Annotated in this window: 19 protein-coding genes and 1 tRNA gene; 13 read left to right on the top strand and 7 right to left on the bottom strand. The window is 62.7% G+C overall.

Going from position 1 to position 15,366, the window contains the following annotated elements; genetic code table 11:
- Positions 1-436 precede the first annotated feature (436 nt).
- The 3 genes from RJT37_RS02245 (at position 437) to RJT37_RS02255 (ending at position 1,647) form a co-directional block, all read left to right on the top strand.
- Positions 437-865, top strand: coding sequence for a DUF2178 domain-containing protein (locus tag RJT37_RS02245; protein WP_313687435.1), 429 nt, complete (start codon positions 437-439; stop codon positions 863-865).
- Between the two features lie 5 nt (positions 866-870).
- Positions 871-1,074, top strand: coding sequence for a helix-turn-helix transcriptional regulator (locus RJT37_RS02250; protein WP_313687437.1), 204 nt, complete (start codon positions 871-873; stop codon positions 1,072-1,074).
- 126 nt (positions 1,075-1,200) lie between these two features.
- On the top strand, positions 1,201-1,647 hold the full coding sequence (locus RJT37_RS02255) for a DUF8162 family protein (protein ID WP_313687439.1): 447 nt from the start codon (positions 1,201-1,203) through the stop codon (positions 1,645-1,647).
- 224 nt (positions 1,648-1,871) lie between these two features.
- On the opposite strand, the gene RJT37_RS02260 is transcribed toward RJT37_RS02255, so the two are convergent.
- Complete coding sequence (locus tag RJT37_RS02260) at positions 1,872-2,195, bottom strand: DUF7521 family protein (RefSeq protein WP_313687440.1); 324 nt, start codon at positions 2,193-2,195, stop codon at positions 1,872-1,874.
- On the bottom strand, positions 2,192-2,533 hold the full coding sequence (locus RJT37_RS02265) for an ArsR/SmtB family transcription factor (RefSeq protein WP_313687442.1): 342 nt from the start codon (positions 2,531-2,533) through the stop codon (positions 2,192-2,194). Before RJT37_RS02265 ends, RJT37_RS02260 begins: the two co-directional genes overlap by 4 nt.
- 124 nt (positions 2,534-2,657) lie before the next feature.
- Between RJT37_RS02265 and RJT37_RS02270 the strand changes: the two genes are divergently transcribed.
- The gene (locus RJT37_RS02270; RefSeq protein ID WP_313687444.1) at positions 2,658-3,656 is read left to right on the top strand and encodes a CPBP family intramembrane glutamic endopeptidase; all 999 of its coding nucleotides are present in this window, start codon (positions 2,658-2,660) and stop codon (positions 3,654-3,656) included.
- 547 nt (positions 3,657-4,203) lie between these two features.
- On the opposite strand, the gene RJT37_RS02275 is transcribed toward RJT37_RS02270, so the two are convergent.
- On the bottom strand, positions 4,204-4,698 hold the full coding sequence (locus RJT37_RS02275) for a hypothetical protein (RefSeq protein WP_313687445.1): 495 nt from the start codon (positions 4,696-4,698) through the stop codon (positions 4,204-4,206).
- Between the two features lie 54 nt (positions 4,699-4,752).
- Between RJT37_RS02275 and RJT37_RS02280 the strand changes: the two genes are divergently transcribed.
- The gene (locus RJT37_RS02280; RefSeq protein ID WP_313687447.1) at positions 4,753-5,007 is read left to right on the top strand and encodes a hypothetical protein; all 255 of its coding nucleotides are present in this window, start codon (positions 4,753-4,755) and stop codon (positions 5,005-5,007) included.
- A 45-nt stretch (positions 5,008-5,052) separates the two neighbouring features.
- On the opposite strand, the gene RJT37_RS02285 is transcribed toward RJT37_RS02280, so the two are convergent.
- Entirely contained in the window at positions 5,053-5,709 is a 657-nt protein-coding gene (locus RJT37_RS02285; protein ID WP_313687449.1) for a DUF4013 domain-containing protein, read from the bottom strand.
- 151 nt (positions 5,710-5,860) lie between these two features.
- Between RJT37_RS02285 and RJT37_RS02290 the strand changes: the two genes are divergently transcribed.
- Positions 5,861-6,034 (top strand): hypothetical protein, encoded by a 174-nt coding sequence (locus tag RJT37_RS02290; RefSeq protein ID WP_313687451.1) that lies wholly within the window; start codon positions 5,861-5,863, stop codon positions 6,032-6,034.
- Between the two features lie 358 nt (positions 6,035-6,392).
- On the opposite strand, the gene RJT37_RS02295 is transcribed toward RJT37_RS02290, so the two are convergent.
- From RJT37_RS02295 to gnd, 3 genes are all read right to left on the bottom strand, one after another.
- Positions 6,393-6,465, bottom strand: a tRNA-Arg gene (locus RJT37_RS02295).
- Between the two features lie 51 nt (positions 6,466-6,516).
- Positions 6,517-7,107 carry a 2Fe-2S iron-sulfur cluster-binding protein gene (locus RJT37_RS02300; RefSeq protein WP_313687452.1) on the bottom strand — a complete coding sequence of 197 codons (591 nt, stop codon included), beginning with the start codon at positions 7,105-7,107 and terminating at the stop codon, positions 6,517-6,519.
- Positions 7,108-7,211: 104 nt separating this feature from the next.
- Complete coding sequence (gnd, locus tag RJT37_RS02305) at positions 7,212-8,108, bottom strand: phosphogluconate dehydrogenase (NAD(+)-dependent, decarboxylating) (protein WP_313687453.1); 897 nt, start codon at positions 8,106-8,108, stop codon at positions 7,212-7,214.
- A 94-nt stretch (positions 8,109-8,202) separates the two neighbouring features.
- On the opposite strand from gnd, the gene RJT37_RS02310 reads away from it, so the two are divergent.
- The 7 genes from RJT37_RS02310 to RJT37_RS02340 all read left to right on the top strand — a co-directional run bounded on the left by RJT37_RS02310 (position 8,203) and on the right by RJT37_RS02340 (position 15,229).
- Positions 8,203-9,324 (top strand): aminopeptidase, encoded by a 1,122-nt coding sequence (locus tag RJT37_RS02310; RefSeq protein ID WP_313687454.1) that lies wholly within the window; start codon positions 8,203-8,205, stop codon positions 9,322-9,324.
- Between the two features lie 102 nt (positions 9,325-9,426).
- Positions 9,427-9,870 carry a 30S ribosomal protein S6e gene (locus RJT37_RS02315; protein WP_313687455.1) on the top strand — a complete coding sequence of 148 codons (444 nt, stop codon included), beginning with the start codon at positions 9,427-9,429 and terminating at the stop codon, positions 9,868-9,870.
- Between the two features lie 3 nt (positions 9,871-9,873).
- The gene (locus RJT37_RS02320) at positions 9,874-10,311 is read left to right on the top strand and encodes a DUF7112 family protein (RefSeq protein ID WP_313687457.1); all 438 of its coding nucleotides are present in this window, start codon (positions 9,874-9,876) and stop codon (positions 10,309-10,311) included.
- A 94-nt stretch (positions 10,312-10,405) separates the two neighbouring features.
- Positions 10,406-12,205 (top strand): oligoendopeptidase F, encoded by a 1,800-nt coding sequence (pepF, locus tag RJT37_RS02325; RefSeq protein ID WP_313687459.1) that lies wholly within the window; start codon positions 10,406-10,408, stop codon positions 12,203-12,205.
- Between the two features lie 215 nt (positions 12,206-12,420).
- Positions 12,421-13,812 carry an FAD-binding oxidoreductase gene (locus RJT37_RS02330; protein ID WP_313687460.1) on the top strand — a complete coding sequence of 464 codons (1,392 nt, stop codon included), beginning with the start codon at positions 12,421-12,423 and terminating at the stop codon, positions 13,810-13,812.
- 107 nt (positions 13,813-13,919) lie between these two features.
- Positions 13,920-15,047 (top strand): aldo/keto reductase, encoded by a 1,128-nt coding sequence (locus tag RJT37_RS02335; RefSeq protein WP_313687462.1) that lies wholly within the window; start codon positions 13,920-13,922, stop codon positions 15,045-15,047.
- 17 nt (positions 15,048-15,064) lie between these two features.
- Positions 15,065-15,229, top strand: a complete 165-nt coding sequence (locus RJT37_RS02340) for a hypothetical protein (RefSeq protein ID WP_313687464.1) — start codon at positions 15,065-15,067, stop codon at positions 15,227-15,229.
- Positions 15,230-15,366: the final 137 nt, after the last annotated feature.

Consider the following 15,366-nt stretch of genomic DNA (forward strand, 5'->3'; position numbering starts at 1 on the left):
GCGAACAATTGCGTCAAGTCGTCGCTAGCTTTCGATCATATGGGGTGTCAGTGCCTGAATTAGGAGCCGGCGACCGTCCGACGCCGCAGCGCCGACCGCTCCGGGCTGTAGTTCGGATCGCGGCAACGCCGGTATTGATCGGCGTGCTGCCGATCTACATCGTACAGGTCCGGCTCGGAATCGATGTCTGGCCGTTTCTGTTCGGCTTCGTCCTCGTGACGTGGGTAATGATCGTGCGACATTTTTCAGTCCGAGCCGGTATTCGCCCCGAAGGGGGACGAGCACGCGACTGGGTTATTCGATGGGGATTCGATGTCTTCGTCGCCGCGGTCGGGTTGGCGGTTGCGTTCGGAATTCTCGCTCTCGTTGAGGGTATCTGAGTCGATGGGGGAAGCGAAAGTTTATATTAGATGTAAAGCTTCCTTTACTGTAAAGGGTGCTTGACACCATCGGCGTCGATACAGATCGACCAGGACGGGCCCGTCGCGTCTACTACCGGGTCGTGTACGCAATCGTAACCGTAGCGATCGTCGGATTACTCGCCGGGATGGTCGTAGGACGTGAACTCATCGGAACGATCATCTACTGTGCCGGTGTGTGGCTTGGCAGCGGAATCGCATTCCTCGCCCCACGGTTGACTGACGTACCGCTCCAAGACGAGCGCGACACCGAACTCTACAACCGTGCAAGCGGCTTGACGCTCGGCGTATTATTCATCGGTGGACTCTCCATCATCCCAGTGATCTATGTCCTCGAGGCGGCCGGGAGTATAGAGACGCCCCCAGAGGTGACCGGTGCGATACTGCTCGCTTCGGGACTCTTCCTGGTGTGGGGTGTCGCCTACGGGGTCGTCAAGCGGCGCTAACCATAATGGAGAATGACCTTCCACAACGACGTGAGGCAGCGGGACTCAGCCAGGGTGAGTTGGCCGAGGCAGTCGATGTCACCCGACAGACGATTAACGCCATCGAGCGCGACCGATACGACCCATCACTGGAACTCGCTTTCAAACTCGCCGCACACTTTGAGTGCCACGTCGAGGATATCTTCCAGCCCGAAGAGACCGATGACTAGACGGGATATCCGAGAAATCGTATGATCCCCCCAGACACGCAGTCGTTCCAATTAGCCGACTCGTAGTTGGAAAGAACAAGTGAATAGTATCATATAGAGACGCAATCCGTACTGGCATAATTCCTAATGCTCGACACGCTTGCCCTCGTGGTCGGTCCTGGGATCATCGCTGCAGTACTGTCGAGCCCGTTCCTTCTCAGCGGTCGATTCCGTTCGCTGTTCGCCCGGTTACCACCAGTCCGATCGACGATTGCGAGCTATCTGTTTGTCGCCGTCGCGCTGTCGATCCCTTTTATGATCGGTACCGGGATCATCTTAACGACGACAAGTACGGACGGGGCAGCCCTCTCGAATGGGCTATTGAATATGGCGTTCGTAGTCACAATCGCATACGTAGCTGTGCTGCCAGTAGCCGCCAGCGTCGGCTTACCGCGGGTCGGCATCGATTGGGATCCGACCAACTACGGACTCGGGACGTGGCTGTTACTCGTCGGTGCAGCACTGTGGTACAGCGCCATCTTCGTTGTCCCGTTGGCGTTCTTCGCATTCGTCCTCGCGCTCCCGACGGGGTGAGATACGGCAAAAATACAGAACGCTACGGCTCGACGAACCAGATATGAGCCAGCCACCCTCTGAAGACGAGACCGACGCGGACAACGAGAAAAAAGAAATTAACGAAACACTGGATCGAATCATCAACTTTCTCGCAACGTATCTACCGTGAGAGGCTCACAGGACATCACAGGTCGACTACCACTGTTTCGGGCTGAAGACCCCGTACGTCGCTTCCAAGTGCCCTAAGTGCGGTGCGGCGTCCACAATCCATAGAGGATCGCTACGAGTCCCGCGAGTTCACTGACTTGGCCGACGCTATTGACGATCGGAATCGGGACATTAAGACCAAATCCCAAGAGTACGAGCGCGGCACCTGGCACACCGAGAATGAGCGCGAATCCGAGGGCGATAAACAGCATCGGTCGGCTTTGGTTCCGTCGATACCCGAGATATGCGAGATAGCTAATCGCTAACCCGAGTGCGACAGAGATCAGTTCACTGTACGTGCGAATACGGCTCAGCGTATCGAGATCGATCGACTGAAGGAGTAGTTCAGGTGTGATCATCTGTTTTCCACGAAGCGAGTGAACCGGTCGGCCATCCGTTCACGACGAGAGACGGTGATCTCGAAGCCCTCATCGGTGAGTTCAAGCGTGAGGCTGTGGAGCTGTGCTTGGTACACGTTGTAGTTCTTGCCGTCCGGAACCGGCTGGATCTCTTCGGATACGAGGTCGTGCTCTCTGAGACGTTCGAGGCGACGGTAGATCGTCGGTTCTGACCTGTCGAGTCGCGTGCTGAGCTCAGACGCCGAACAGGGGTCGTTTTTCGTTTCGATGAGGATCTGCCGGGCACAGTCATCCGCGAGGAGATCTGCGAGTGCCGCCGCGTCTGATCCGTCCGCCACCACGACTCCCACATCAATTTCATTCTCAATAACAGTTCGGGACGTTGTTTCGGTTGTGCTTGGCTTCAGCTGCTGAAACCAGGCGATGGTACTCTTTGAAATAGCACGTCCAAGTTTCGTATCGATGTCAAAGCCCAATTTGCCCCGCGATGCGGACGAACCCTCCAACCCGACGTTACGGACGCTGCTCGCCCCCTTCTGGAATCGTACTGAGAACCGCCCCCGTGCGCTTTGGCGGATTCTTGGTGCGTTTGTACTGGTCGCAATAGGATCACAGGTACTCCCGTCGGTACTGTTCGGCAGTCTCGATCTCCCCCCATCGGTACTAGGAGTAGCTCAAAACGGTTTTACTGTCGGTACCGTGCTCCTCGTGGTCGTGATCTGGGCACGGTACGTCGATCACCGTCGTATCACCGCGTATGGCCTCGAAATCGGACCGGAATGGATTCGTGATGCGAGCGTCGGTGTCGTTGTCGCCTTCATCGCTTGGGGGCTGGCGCTTCTCGTGCATCTCACCACGGGGTGGGCGCACATCTCGGCTGTCCTGTCGCCAGGCACCACCGAAAACGCACTCCCCTTTGTACTGGCTCTGACCGCATTTGTCGTCCAGTTCTTGTTCGTCGGGATCTGGGAAGAACTTCTGTTTCGTGGTCTCGTGCTCAAAAACGCGGCCGAAGGATTCCACACCCGGTGGTTCTCGGAACGCGGTGCAGTGGTGGCTGGACTCGTTGTGTCTTCGGTACTGTTCGGTATCGTCCACGCCGACCAAGCGACCTCGCTACCCGCGCTTGGGTTCTGGGTGTTAATGGGTCTGGTTCTCGGCACAGTGTACGTCACAACCGACTCGCTGGCAATTCCGATCGGCCTTCATTTCGCAACGAACCTCGCGTTCAACAACGTCTACGGCTTGAGTAATGTCCGACCGGCGACCGCAGAGATCGCCGCTATGCTACTTCGCCCGGAATTCACCGGCCCCACACGATTCGTCGGCGTATCAGGACTCGTTAACATCGGTGTGGTTGTACTCATCGCCGTACTCTCGATAGGATACGTAACGATCCAGTATGGCCCTGTCAGGGTGAAAGTGTCACCCGCGTATGCTATTGACTCTGAGTCAACATAGACTGCGTCTCGAACATTTTGGTACGTGAAAGTGACTCACGGAAATTTCTATGTCGGTGGGAATCCTATCGTCGCGCGTTCGTGTCCTTGAATCGGTCCACTGTCGTCGCTTCCGGAATCCTCATTGTGTTCATCGCTGGAGGGGCTTGGATCGTCACGCAGTACCCAACACTATCTGTCGGTAGTGCAACCGTCCAAACGCCCGTCATAGTCGGTCTTATCGGTGGAAGTCTTCTTGTACCGTCGATCATCTCGCAGTACCGGGCCGGTGAAACCCGAGAGTCGATACGGTGGGCGCTGTTCGCAGGAGGAATCCCGCTCTCGCTCACCCAACGCGCGCCATTAGACGTAGTCGGTGTCTTGGCCGTACTCCTGAGCTTTGTCCTGGCGTTGAAAATTGACCACCGTCTCTTCGGAACCACTTCTCAATAGATCTGTAAACGGTACTGAGCAAGAAGATCAAAACAACTCCAGCTCTACAGATTCCAAACGGAGCCGACATTATAACACGTCTCTGACGGGAGTAAATGCCCATCTCAAATGGTGAGCTACGGCATCCAGCGGTCGTACGCATACAGTCCCCCGCCAGCCAAAACGAGTGCGACTCCGAGGGCGGCGATGCCGAGCCCGACAACAAACCCACCGAACCCAGGGCCGAAGTCGTCGACGTGGCCGTACGTGTAGAGACTATAGAGCGTCTCGCCCTTCCATATCGCGGTCGGTAGCTGATCGACGTACGGATCAGTCACCTGCGGACGGTACCCAATCTCGTTCCCCGTAGAGTTCTCTAATATGTTGTCGACGGTACGCTGTTCACCGGGCGCGAGTGCTTCGTATCGGGGGGCTTGATCAGCAGTAGCGTTGGCAACGTCCGCAAGCGAGACGGGGGTAGCACGGACCAGAGATCCGTTCTCCTCGACGATGAGACGGTAGTATCCTTCCGGACCAGCGTCGCTGTTGCGAACGAACTCGTACTCCGCGGCGATTTCTCGCAGGTCTGCACGAACGTCTTCGTCTGAGACCGTCGCTGACCCGTCTGCCATCGCTGACGAGACGGTACGACGAGTGGCATTAGGTGACCGATATCTCTCATCGTCGTGGCGTGGCGTGAGCTGATAGTCAGCGAGCGTGACTTCGTCGCCATATCGGTCGACGAAGCGCTCTTGATCGGACCCGTTTCCGAGATCGATCGATTCGGCGGCGTATACCTGAGAGGTCTGTGCAGGAGGAGCCGTGGCCGTTGCTGCCCAACCGAGATACTGCGGTGCCGGGAGACAGAGAATCCCGACAACAACGAGCAGGAGGGCTACTCGGCGGCGATTCATCACCCAGAGTTGCTGTATTCCGTGTAAGTGCCTTGTGGGGACGGTAGTACCGATCGATCCGTGACTACGCTTTCAGCTCGTTTCGAGACGGTTGTACACACGCCCCCAGAGCGCTGCATCGATCCCGTACCAGTAGAAGTAGATCACCGGCCAGATGATGATCCAGCCGACGATCGTGAACAGCGAGACCCCGAGCAACACCGTAGCGACGATGACGCCAACCCCGTTGATAATAAGAACGTAGAGAAGGAAACCGTAGAGATACGTGACTGTCGTAAGCTGTTCAGAGAGGATCGAGGGGCTGTAGGCTGTTCTCCACTCACCAGTGACTGCATAGTTCATATAGATACTGGGGTACACGTAGAAGCCAGCGATAGCCATCAAGAGCGCAAGCGGATCAGAGACTTCTGCTGTGAGAGCCACGGCCAGTGCGTAGATAATCGCAGCGGGTAGCAAGACAATAACGAGCTTCACACCGTCGACGAGCAACTCTTTCCAGTCATCAAACGATGGCGGCGTCACATCGCCGCGTCCAGCTGCCCGAGTCAGGCGGAGGAAATACCCTGCGGCGATAAATAATGGGACGAGCAACCAGAAAAACAGGAATACGAGTCCACCCCAGAGTACTGTTTCCCATCCATCACGACTCGGATAGAGCAGAGAAAACCGCAACAACCCTTCCCCCTCAGGTGGTGAGACCTCATCGGTAGCTGCCTGTGCAGAACTCATACGCAACAGATCGATTTACGGGATGAAAACTGTCTCTGAAGATCAAATCCGAATTGAACCCTATTCGACCTCACAATCTGCCTTGATGTGCCGTTCCCTCAAAATCAGATATATAAAAGAATATGATTGTGTACCCGATTGGATCATTCATATGCCCTCCATCTTCGACAGTCCAGTCGTCCGCTATGGCATCAGCCTCGTTAATGCCGCGATCATCGCCATAATCGCATTCGTCCTGCTCGAAGGCACGATTCGCTGGGTCGCACTCGGAATTGCTGCCCTGGAAATAGTTGTCACTCCGCAAATACTGAAACACGCAGAGTAACGCTCCTACGGGTCTCAAGCGTCGATTCGACAGATCAGAACACGTCCACAACGCTGTTGGTGTTCGGACAGATAGAGTTCACCATACGAGGAACGCCGATCAGAATCACGAAAGGGGCCGTTATTCTGATTGTCGCCTGTCTCGCGTTGATCTCGTACGGCGGGTACGACTACGTTCAGCAGTCCGCTTCGCACCAACCCGGAGTATTATATTCCTTTAGCGACAATCAAATCACCGCGAATCGTATGACACCGGCGACCCCCGTTACGAACCGTGACGAAATCAAACCGGCGAGTAGTGGGTTTGTTTATAAGAGACCCGCCGCTGTCCTGCGAATGTTTGCCGTCACGGAAAATGACGGACCCGACGGGATTTGAACCCGCGACATCCTGGTCCGGAACCAGGGACTCTGTCCACTGAGCTACGGGCCCTCGAAAACGGGTAGACCGGCAGACGGTAAAACGGTTGTGAACGCGCTCTTCTCAGGGCGCCTCGCCCGTCTCGATCGTGAAGTCCGCGCGGGGGTACGCGACGCAGGTGAGCGTGTAGCCCTCGTCGAGTTCGCTGTCGTCGAGCATCTCCTGGTTGTCGTGGACGACGTAGTCCTCGGCGTTGCCGCCGGAGGTGATCTGACCGGCACAGGAGACACACTGCCCCTGTCGGCAGGCGTACGGGAGGTCCCAGCCCTCCTCTTCGCCCTGTTCGAGGATGGTCTCGTTGTTCGCGAGTTCGATCGTCTCGCCCTGCTTTGCGAACTCGACCTCGAAGTACTCGACCTCGTCTTCGGGGATGTCGGCGGGACTACCCTCGTCGCTGTCCTCGCCTTCTTCGAGTTCTGCGCCCTCCTCGTCGCCGCCGACGGCGCCCGCGGGGACGGCACCGCCGCCACCGATGGATCGGTTCATCGGCTCCGGGAAGTCCGTCTCCGGGACGGCGCTGGCCCGCTGTTCGAGCACCTCCTGTGAGATGTCTCCAGTGGGGTTCCACCCAGTGCCACGGGCGTAGTGAAGCGACACCGCGAGGAGCGTCAGGATCACCCCGAGACCCAGCCCCGCGAAGTTGATTTCGACCATATCGGCGCTATGGAGTCGGGGGTTAAGGAAATTGTGATTGCCGGGCCGCCGACACCGAGTCTCGTTTCTTCCCTTCCGTCGACCAGTTCCGCAGCGACCGCGGATTACTGTCGCTTCACTTCGTGTCGACCGAACCCGTAGCGCAGACGGTTCGCCAGTCGGCGGGCGAAACGGCCCTCATCGGCCCGGCTCCCGAACCGTTCGGCGAGCGCCTGATAGATGAGCGGCACCGGGACCTCCTGTTCGAGCGCCTCCTGGACCGTCCAGGTGCCGGTCGAGCCGCCTGCGACGTGGTCGGCGACGTCGCCGAGGTCCGAGCCCTCCTCGCGGAACGCCTCCTCGCAGAGGTCCAGTAGCCAGGATCGAATGACGGCGCCGTTGTTCCACGTCCGCGCCACCGACTCCAGATCCAGGTCGTAGCGGCCGTTCGCGAGGAGTTCGAACCCCTCGCCGTAGGCCTGCATCAGCGCGTACTCGACGCCGTTGTGGACCATCTTCACGTAGTGACCCGCGCCGCTGGGCCCCATCCGGTCGTGGCCTGCCGACCCTGTGGCGACGGCATCGAAGACGGGCGTCAGTTCCTCGTAGGCCCACTCCGGGCCGCCGATCATCAGCGAGAAGCCGAGGTCCGCGCCAGCCGGTCCGCCGGAAGTGCCGCAGTCGAGGTAGGCCGCCGGCGTCGACTTCGCCCGACGGACGGACGCCTCGAAGTGGGAGTTGCCGCCGTCGACGACGACGTCGTCGCCATCGAGATGTTGTTCTAGCTCGTCGAGCGTCGCGTCGACGGCGTCGCCCGCGGGCACCATCAGCCAGATCCGCTTCTCGTCGCCGAGCCGATCCGCGAGATCGGGGAGGTCCTCGGCCGGCGTCGCGCCCGCGTCGGCGGCCGTCGCGACCGCCTCCGCATCCAGGTCGAACGCTACCACGTCGTGTCCCGCGGCCGTCACGCGGTCGACGACGATCTGTCCCATCCGGCCGAGTCCGACGACACCCAGTTGCATACCACCGCGTCGGTGACCGGAGGAAGTAGTGATTGTGGTTCGGCGGCGGGGCAGCGCGCGTAAGCTACTTTCACCCCGGCCGCGAGAACGGGCTATGGACGAACGAATTCGGGAGCACGCCGAGACGCTTGTCGACTGGAGCGCGCGAGTCGAAGCCGGCGACGACGTGGTCGTCCGCGTCGCTGAGGGCGCACACGACCTCGCGGTCGCCGTCGCAGAGGTCCTCGGTGAGCGCGGCGCCACCGTCGTCACCACCTACGACTCCGCGGAGGTCTCACGCGCGTACCTCCGGGCGTACGGGGAGGACAGCATCAGCAGCGATGACGGCCCCGACTTCGAGACGCCGGCGCACGAACTCGCGCTCTACGAGCGTGCCGACGTGGTCCTCTCGCTCGGGGGCGGCCGCAACACCTTCGCGACGGCCGACGTCCCGGGCGAGACACGCCAGGCCGCCGCGCGGGCAACTCAGCCAGTTCGGGAGGCGCGCCTCGCGACGGACTGGGTATCGACGGTCCACCCGACCAGATCGCTCGCCCAGCAGGCCGGGATGTCCGTGGAGGCCTACCGCGATTTCGTCTACGACGCAATCCTCCGCGACTGGGAGTCGCTGGCCGAGGAGATGGGGCAGTTGAAGGAGATCCTCGACGCCGGCAGCAAGGTCCGGCTGGTCAGCGAAAACACCGATCTGCGGCTGTCGATCGAGGGACGGATCGCGGTCAACTCCGCGGCGTCGGTGGCATACGACTCGCATAACCTCCCCTCCGGCGAGGTGTTCACCGCGCCGTTCGACACCGAGGGACAGGTCTCTTTCGACGTGCCGATGACCATCTCCGGAGCGCGCGTTCGCGACGTCCACCTCCAGTTCGAGGACGGCCGCGTCGTCGACTACAGCGCTGCTGCAGGCGAGGAGACCCTGGGAGACATCCTCGACACCGACGAGGGGGCCCGTCGTCTGGGCGAACTCGGGATCGGGATGAACCGCGGCATCGACCGCGTTACTGACAACATCCTCTTCGACGAGAAGATGGGTGACACCGTCCACCTCGCGCTGGGACGCGCCTACGATGCCTGCCTCCCCGAGGGCGAGTCGGGCAACGACTCCGCGGTCCACGTCGACCTGATTACGGACGTGAGCGAGCGGTCGCGGCTCGAAGTCGACGGCGAGGTGATCCAGCGGAACGGGCGGTTCCGGTGGGAGACGGGATTCGAATCTTGAGCCGAGACGGGAGTCGCTGAAGCCGTTCGCCCACTGAAATATCCGGGTTCGGCGGGAGTCGCTTTCGACGTGCTTTTTATCGGCGGCCGTCTCCTCCCCTCTATGGCTGAATTCAAGGTCGTCGTCTCCGACGAGACCGGACGCACGGAACAGTTCGAGGTCGACGGACAGGACGCGAATCGATTCCTCGGCCGCGATCTCGGCGACGAGGTCGACGGCGGCGCCGTCGATCTCGACGGGGAGACGCTCGAACTCACGGGCGGCTCCGACAACGCCGGCCGACCGATGCGCGCCGACGTCTCAGGCGGAGATCTGAAGGAACTACTCTTAGAGGGCGGCGTCGGCTACGAGCCGTCCCGCGATGGCGAGCGCAAGCGCGTCACTGTCCGCGGGCGAACGATCACCGAAGAGACAGCACAGGTCAACGCCGCAATCGTCGGCGGGGGGACACTCGGCGACGACGAAGCCGACGCGGCCGACGACGAAGCCGACGCGGCCGACGACGAAGCGGAGGCCGACGGAGACGAGGCCGACGACGAAGAGTAAGCCGTGGCCGAACGCGTCCCGAGCGACCACGACTCGGTGACGAACTACCGGGCGAAACTCGCCCGGAGCGGCGGCACGAGACGCCCCTGTCTTCGCCTTCCTGAGGACGTCGACCTCGCGGAAGACGACGTCATCCGCCTGTTGCTCGACGGGACGACTACCCACGCCCGTGTCGCTACCGACGCCAGCGGACTGCTCCTCCGGGGCGCCTACGACAACGAGCGGCTGGCCAGAACGCCTCGCGATGGGGAGAACCGACTCGTCGAGTGGTGTGACGACCACGACCTCGGTCCGGACGCTGCCGTCGAACTCGACGCACTCGATCCTGGATTCTGTTACGGCCTGCGCAGCCCTGGCGACCGGCTCGTCTACGATGTCCCCGCCCGCCCGGATCAGTCGCTGCGCGACATCGCCTCGTCGCTCCGTGACGAAGCGGAGTGACGGTCGCACTCTCCAGGAGGACCACGGTGGCCGACTGCGAGATAGCCGATCGCGAGTGAGTAAGTCTTAGGACGGCTCGGCCGCTGTTTCGGGTATGAGTTCGGTTCCCGAACGGGAGGAGATCGACGCCGGCGACCGGTGGGATCTCACGAGCATCTACGAGGACGACGACGCCTGGCAGGCCGCCTACGAGGCCGTCGACGAGCGCATCGACGACCTCCGCGAATACGAGGGCCGCGTGACCGAAAGCGCCGAGACGCTGCTGGAACTCCTGGAACTCCGCGAGGAAATTCTTCGCGAGGTCTCGAAGGTGACAAGCTACGCGAACCTCCGGAGCGCCGAGGACACCCGGAACCAGGAGTACCAGGCGCTGAAGGCGAAGGCCGAGTCGCTCTCGTCGGCGGCGGGATCGGCGACGAGCTTCCTCGAACCCGAACTGCAGGAACTCGAGGAGACGGACGTCGAGGCGTTCATCGACGCGGAGCCCGCTCTGGCCGAGTACGGCCACTACTTCGACGACGTCCTGCGGATGAAGCCCCACACTCGCTCGGCGGAGGTCGAGGAGGTGCTCGCCGATCTCGGCGAGGTCGCCGGGGGTGCCTCGGACATCTACGGGATGCTCTCGAACGCCGATATGACGTTTCCGACCGTCGAACGGCCCGACGGCGAGGACGTCGAGATCACGCAGGGGAACTTCACGAAACTCCAGAAACACCCCGACCGGGCGTTCCGACGGGAGGTCTACGAGGAGTTCTACGACGAGTGGGCCGACGTCCGCAACGCCGTCGGGACGTCTTTGAAGACCAGCGTCAAGAAGGACGTGAAGTACGCCCGTGCGCGGAACTACGAGACGGCGCGGGAAGCCGCACTCGACGGGCCGAACGTGCCGGTCGAGGTGTACGACACGCTCGTCGACGCCGTCCGCGACAACCTCGGGAGCCTCCACCGGCACGCCGAACTGAAGCGGGAGGCGCTCGACGTCGACGACCTCCGGATGTGGGACCTGTATATGTCGCTGACGGGCGACGAGGGACCGGATATCCCCTACGAGCAGGCGACGGAGTTCATCGTCGACGCGCTGGAACCGCTCGGCGAGGACTACCAGCACCGGGTCGAAGCCGGCCTGGACTCCCGGTGGGTCGACGTCTACGAGAACCGCGGGAAGCGCTCGGGCGCCTTCTCGGCGGGCACCTACGATACCCAGCCGTTCATCCTGCTGAACTACCAGGACGACATCGCCTCGATGTTCACGCTGGCGCACGAACTCGGGCACTCGCTGCACTCCGAACTCGCGAAGGAGGCCCAGCCCTGGCACTACGCCGATTACACCATCTTCGTCGCGGAGGTCGCCTCGACGGTCAACGAGACGCTCCTGACCCACCACCTGCTGGACACCGTCGATGACGACGAACTGCGAACGTGCGTCCTCGACGAGTACCTCGAACGGTTCCGGTCGACGCTCTACCGGCAGACGATGTTCGCGGACTTCGAGCTCCGGATCCACGAGATCGCCGAGGCCGACGGCGCGCTCACGCCAGACCGCTTCGACGAGGCGTACCGCGAGCTGAAAGCGGAGTTCTACGAACCGGCCGAACTCGACGATCACATCGCCAGAGAGTGGATGCGGATCCCCCACTTCTACTACAACTACTACGTCTACCAGTACGCCACCGGAATCTCCGCGGCCGTCGCCATCGTCGAGCGGATCCTCGAAGAGGGCGACGATGCCGCAGAGGCGTACCGCGAGGCGCTGTCGCTGGGCGGGTCGGCGTATCCCATCGAGGTGCTCGAAACCGCCGGCGTCGATATGGCATCTCCGGAGCCGATCGACTCGGCGCTGTCGGTCTACGACGAGTATCTCGACCGGATGGCTGAGTTGCTCGCGGCGGAGTAGCGTCGGTATCGGTCGAACGAGGCGGTGAGAGACGGCCTCTGATCCGGCCGTGAGGGCGAACAGCCGGCACCACCGCTCCCCGCGCCGACGTGCCGGGCAATCGCGTCCCGGCGCGGGGCTGCCGTTACGTCACGGAGACCGTGGTCCCGTGATCGTATATAAACGCTCGCCGGCGAACCCCAACCGGTAAGCGACCTCGCCGGCTGGATTCGGGTATGGACCCGAACCGGGAAGCGCGGGCGCTCGCAGAGCGCCTCCCGCTCGGACGACTGGCTGCGCTGCTCGGCGGTTCTCTCGTCTGCCCCACCGACGACGGCTACAACGAGGCACGCCGCGTCTGGAACGGGATGATAAACGAGTACCCGGCGGCGATCGCCTACTGCCAGACGGTCGAGGACGTTCTCGGCTGCGTCGAATTCGCTCGCGATCACGACCTCGACGTCACAGTCCGAAGCGGCGGCCACAGCGTCTCGGGCGCGTCGGTCGTCTCCGGCGGCCTCGTGATCGACTGCTCGCGGATGGAATGGGTGCGCGTCGATCCGGACGAGCGGACGGCCCGCGTCGGCCCGGGAGCGACCTGGGGGACCGTCGATCGGGCGACCCAGTCGTTCGGGCTGGCGACCCCCGGCGGCGTCTACACCGACACCGGCGTCGCCGGACTCACCCTCGGCGGCGGAACCGGCTACCTCTCGCCGAAGCACGGATTCACCGCGGACAACCTCCGGTCGATCGACGTCGTCACCGGGCGGGGACAGTACGTGACCGCGGACCCGACACAGCACGAGGACCTCTTCTGGGCGGCTCGCGGCGGCGGGAGCGTCGGCGTCGTCACCGCCTTCGAGTTCGATCTGCATCCGCTCGATCACGACCTCCTGTACTTCGAGTCGTGGCTGGCCGTCGACGACGCCCCCGACGCGCTCCGCGAGTATCGCCGGTACCAGCGGAACGCCCCCGACGAATCCTGCGTCTTTCCCTACTTCACGTCGGTCCCCGTGACGGACGAGTTCCCCGCCGACCGTCACGGAGACGCGGCGTTCGTTCTGGCTGGCGTCTACGCTGGCGACCCCGACACGGGACGCCGCGAACTCGAACCGTTCCGGGATCGGCCGGCGGCGTTCGCGGGTTCGACCGACGCGATGTCGTACACCGAACTCCAGTCGCTGTCGGACGAGGACTTCCCCGATGGCCGGCTCTACTACTGGAAGTCGGTCCCCGTCGCAGACCTCACGGACGAGGCGATCGCGGAGTTGCAGGTCGCTGCCGACCGCGCGCCTTCCCCCCGCTCGACGATCGTCGTCTGGCCGATGCACGGCGCGGTCGAGCGCCCACCGGATATCGCGGGCCCGGTCGCCGGTCGCGACGCGGCCGCCGTCGTCAACGTCGAGGCCGCGTGGGACGACCCCGCGGCGACGCCGGCGAACGTCGAGTGGGTACGGGAGACCTGCGGGCGGTTCCGTGATCTGGGGGCGACCGCCGGCACGCTCCCGAACTTCGCCGGCGGGCGCGAGCCCGATGCCGATGATGTGTACTCGGGGCACGCCGAGCGACTCCGGGCGATCAGAGACCGGTACGATCCCGACGGTATCTTCGAATACGAACGCGCGTGACCGCGGGAGTTGGGAGTCGGCGGGGACGCTTCCCCGCGGCCGTACGATTCGACGGCCACCGCCCCCGCAGCGGGCAGTATAAATAACGCGACGCCCAACCCGGAGATATGCAATACCGGACACTGGGCGACTCCGACGTCGAAGTGAGCGAGGTCGGCTTCGGCGCGTGGGTCGTCGGCACCGACTGGTGGGGCGACCGAACCCGTGAGGACTCGATCGAACTGATCCGACACGCGATCGACGAGGGGATCACCTACTTCGACACCGGCGACGTCTACGGCCACGGCGACAGCGAGAAACTCCTCGGCGAGGCCCTCGGCGACGACCGCGAGGACGTCACGCTCGCCACGAAGGTCGGCTACGACTTCTACAACAACCCCCAGGCCGGCCACGGGGAACTCCCGAAGGAGATGACCGGCGAATGGGTCCGCTCGGCGACCGAAAAGAGCCTCGAACGGCTCGATACCGACTACATCGACGTCCTCCAACTCCACAACGCCAACGTCGAGGAGGTCGACGCCGACGTCCTCGAAGCGCTCGACGAACTCCGCGAGGAAGGTCTCGTGCGCGCCGTCGGCTGGGCGCTCGGCCCGTCGATCGGGTGGCTCGCGGAGGGCGATATGGCGATCGAGGAGGAGTTCGACGCCGTCCAGCTGGTCTGGAACCTCTTCGAGCAGGAGGTCGGCAACCACTTCCTCGAGACGATCGAGGAGACGGGCTCCTCGACGAGCCTGATCCCGCGCGTCCCGCACTCTTCCGGCCTTTTGAACGAGCAGGTCACGCCCGAGACGGGCCACGACCTCGACGACCACCGCGGGTTCCGCCCGGACGCGTGGTACGAAACCGGATGGGAGAAACTCGAAGCGCTGCGCTTCCTCGAACGCCGAGACGAGTCGAACTCGTCAGGCTCCCGGAGCAAATCCGGGAAGGACGGCGAGCGCACGATGGGCCAGGCCGCGATCGCGTACCTCCTCAGCCACGACCCCGTCGCGACCGTGACGCCGACGTTCCACACGAAGGCGGACATCACCGAGTGGGCCGCAGCCTCGGACGTGCCGAAGCTCTCTGCGGAGGAACTGTCCCGCGTCGCTGACCTCTACGAGACGAACTTCGGCGTCGACCGCGACGACGGGATGGACGAACTCCGCTCCTCTGTCGGCGGCGAGGACATCCGCGCCGCGGGCATCGACAAACGGGCGACGACCGGGCCGCGGAACCCGGCCTCGTCGGATTAACTTCGAGCCCTTCGAGCGTGAACCGCAAGACCCTCCTCGCCGTGACAGCCGTCGCCCATCTCCTGTTGACGGCGTGGGTCCGACGCGACGCTCGAAAGCGCGACGTCGACCCCTCGCCGTGGGACGCCCTGACGCTGCTGACCGGGATCGTCGGCGCCGTCGGCTACCGGCGGCGTCGGTGACGGCGGCCTCTACCGTCGAGACTGTCTATACGGCACAATTTCGACTCGAAATCGACAGTCACGCAACCCCTTCATTTCGCTTCGAAACCGAGGGACTGCGGCGCGTCGGACGCTGCAGTCGCTGGAGTGGAAGTGGG

It is taken from the genome of Halobellus marinus (assembly GCF_032113415.1).
Classification (GTDB): Archaea; Halobacteriota; Halobacteria; order Halobacteriales; family Haloferacaceae; genus Haloquadratum; species Haloquadratum marinus.

Bases quoted from the DNA above. Each gene is read 5' to 3' on its own strand.
- RJT37_RS02250 (WP_313687437.1), top strand. From the start codon at position 871: ATGGAGAATGACCTTCCACAACGACGTGAGGCAGCGGGACTCAGCCAG.
- RJT37_RS02255 (WP_313687439.1), top strand. From the start codon at position 1,201: ATGCTCGACACGCTTGCCCTCGTGGTCGGTCCTGGGATCATCGCTGCA.
- RJT37_RS02260 (WP_313687440.1), bottom strand. From the start codon at position 2,195: ATGATCACACCTGAACTACTCCTTCAGTCGATCGATCTCGATACGCTG.
- RJT37_RS02270 (WP_313687444.1), top strand. From the start codon at position 2,658: ATGTCAAAGCCCAATTTGCCCCGCGATGCGGACGAACCCTCCAACCCG.
- RJT37_RS02275 (WP_313687445.1), bottom strand. From the start codon at position 4,698: ATGGCAGACGGGTCAGCGACGGTCTCAGACGAAGACGTTCGTGCAGAC.
- RJT37_RS02285 (WP_313687449.1), bottom strand. From the start codon at position 5,709: ATGAGTTCTGCACAGGCAGCTACCGATGAGGTCTCACCACCTGAGGGG.
- RJT37_RS02290 (WP_313687451.1), top strand. From the start codon at position 5,861: ATGCCCTCCATCTTCGACAGTCCAGTCGTCCGCTATGGCATCAGCCTC.
- RJT37_RS02300 (WP_313687452.1), bottom strand. From the start codon at position 7,107: ATGGTCGAAATCAACTTCGCGGGGCTGGGTCTCGGGGTGATCCTGACG.
- gnd (WP_313687453.1), bottom strand. From the start codon at position 8,108: ATGCAACTGGGTGTCGTCGGACTCGGCCGGATGGGACAGATCGTCGTC.
- RJT37_RS02310 (WP_313687454.1), top strand. From the start codon at position 8,203: ATGGACGAACGAATTCGGGAGCACGCCGAGACGCTTGTCGACTGGAGC.
- RJT37_RS02315 (WP_313687455.1), top strand. From the start codon at position 9,427: ATGGCTGAATTCAAGGTCGTCGTCTCCGACGAGACCGGACGCACGGAA.
- pepF (WP_313687459.1), top strand. From the start codon at position 10,406: ATGAGTTCGGTTCCCGAACGGGAGGAGATCGACGCCGGCGACCGGTGG.
- RJT37_RS02330 (WP_313687460.1), top strand. From the start codon at position 12,421: ATGGACCCGAACCGGGAAGCGCGGGCGCTCGCAGAGCGCCTCCCGCTC.
- RJT37_RS02335 (WP_313687462.1), top strand. From the start codon at position 13,920: ATGCAATACCGGACACTGGGCGACTCCGACGTCGAAGTGAGCGAGGTC.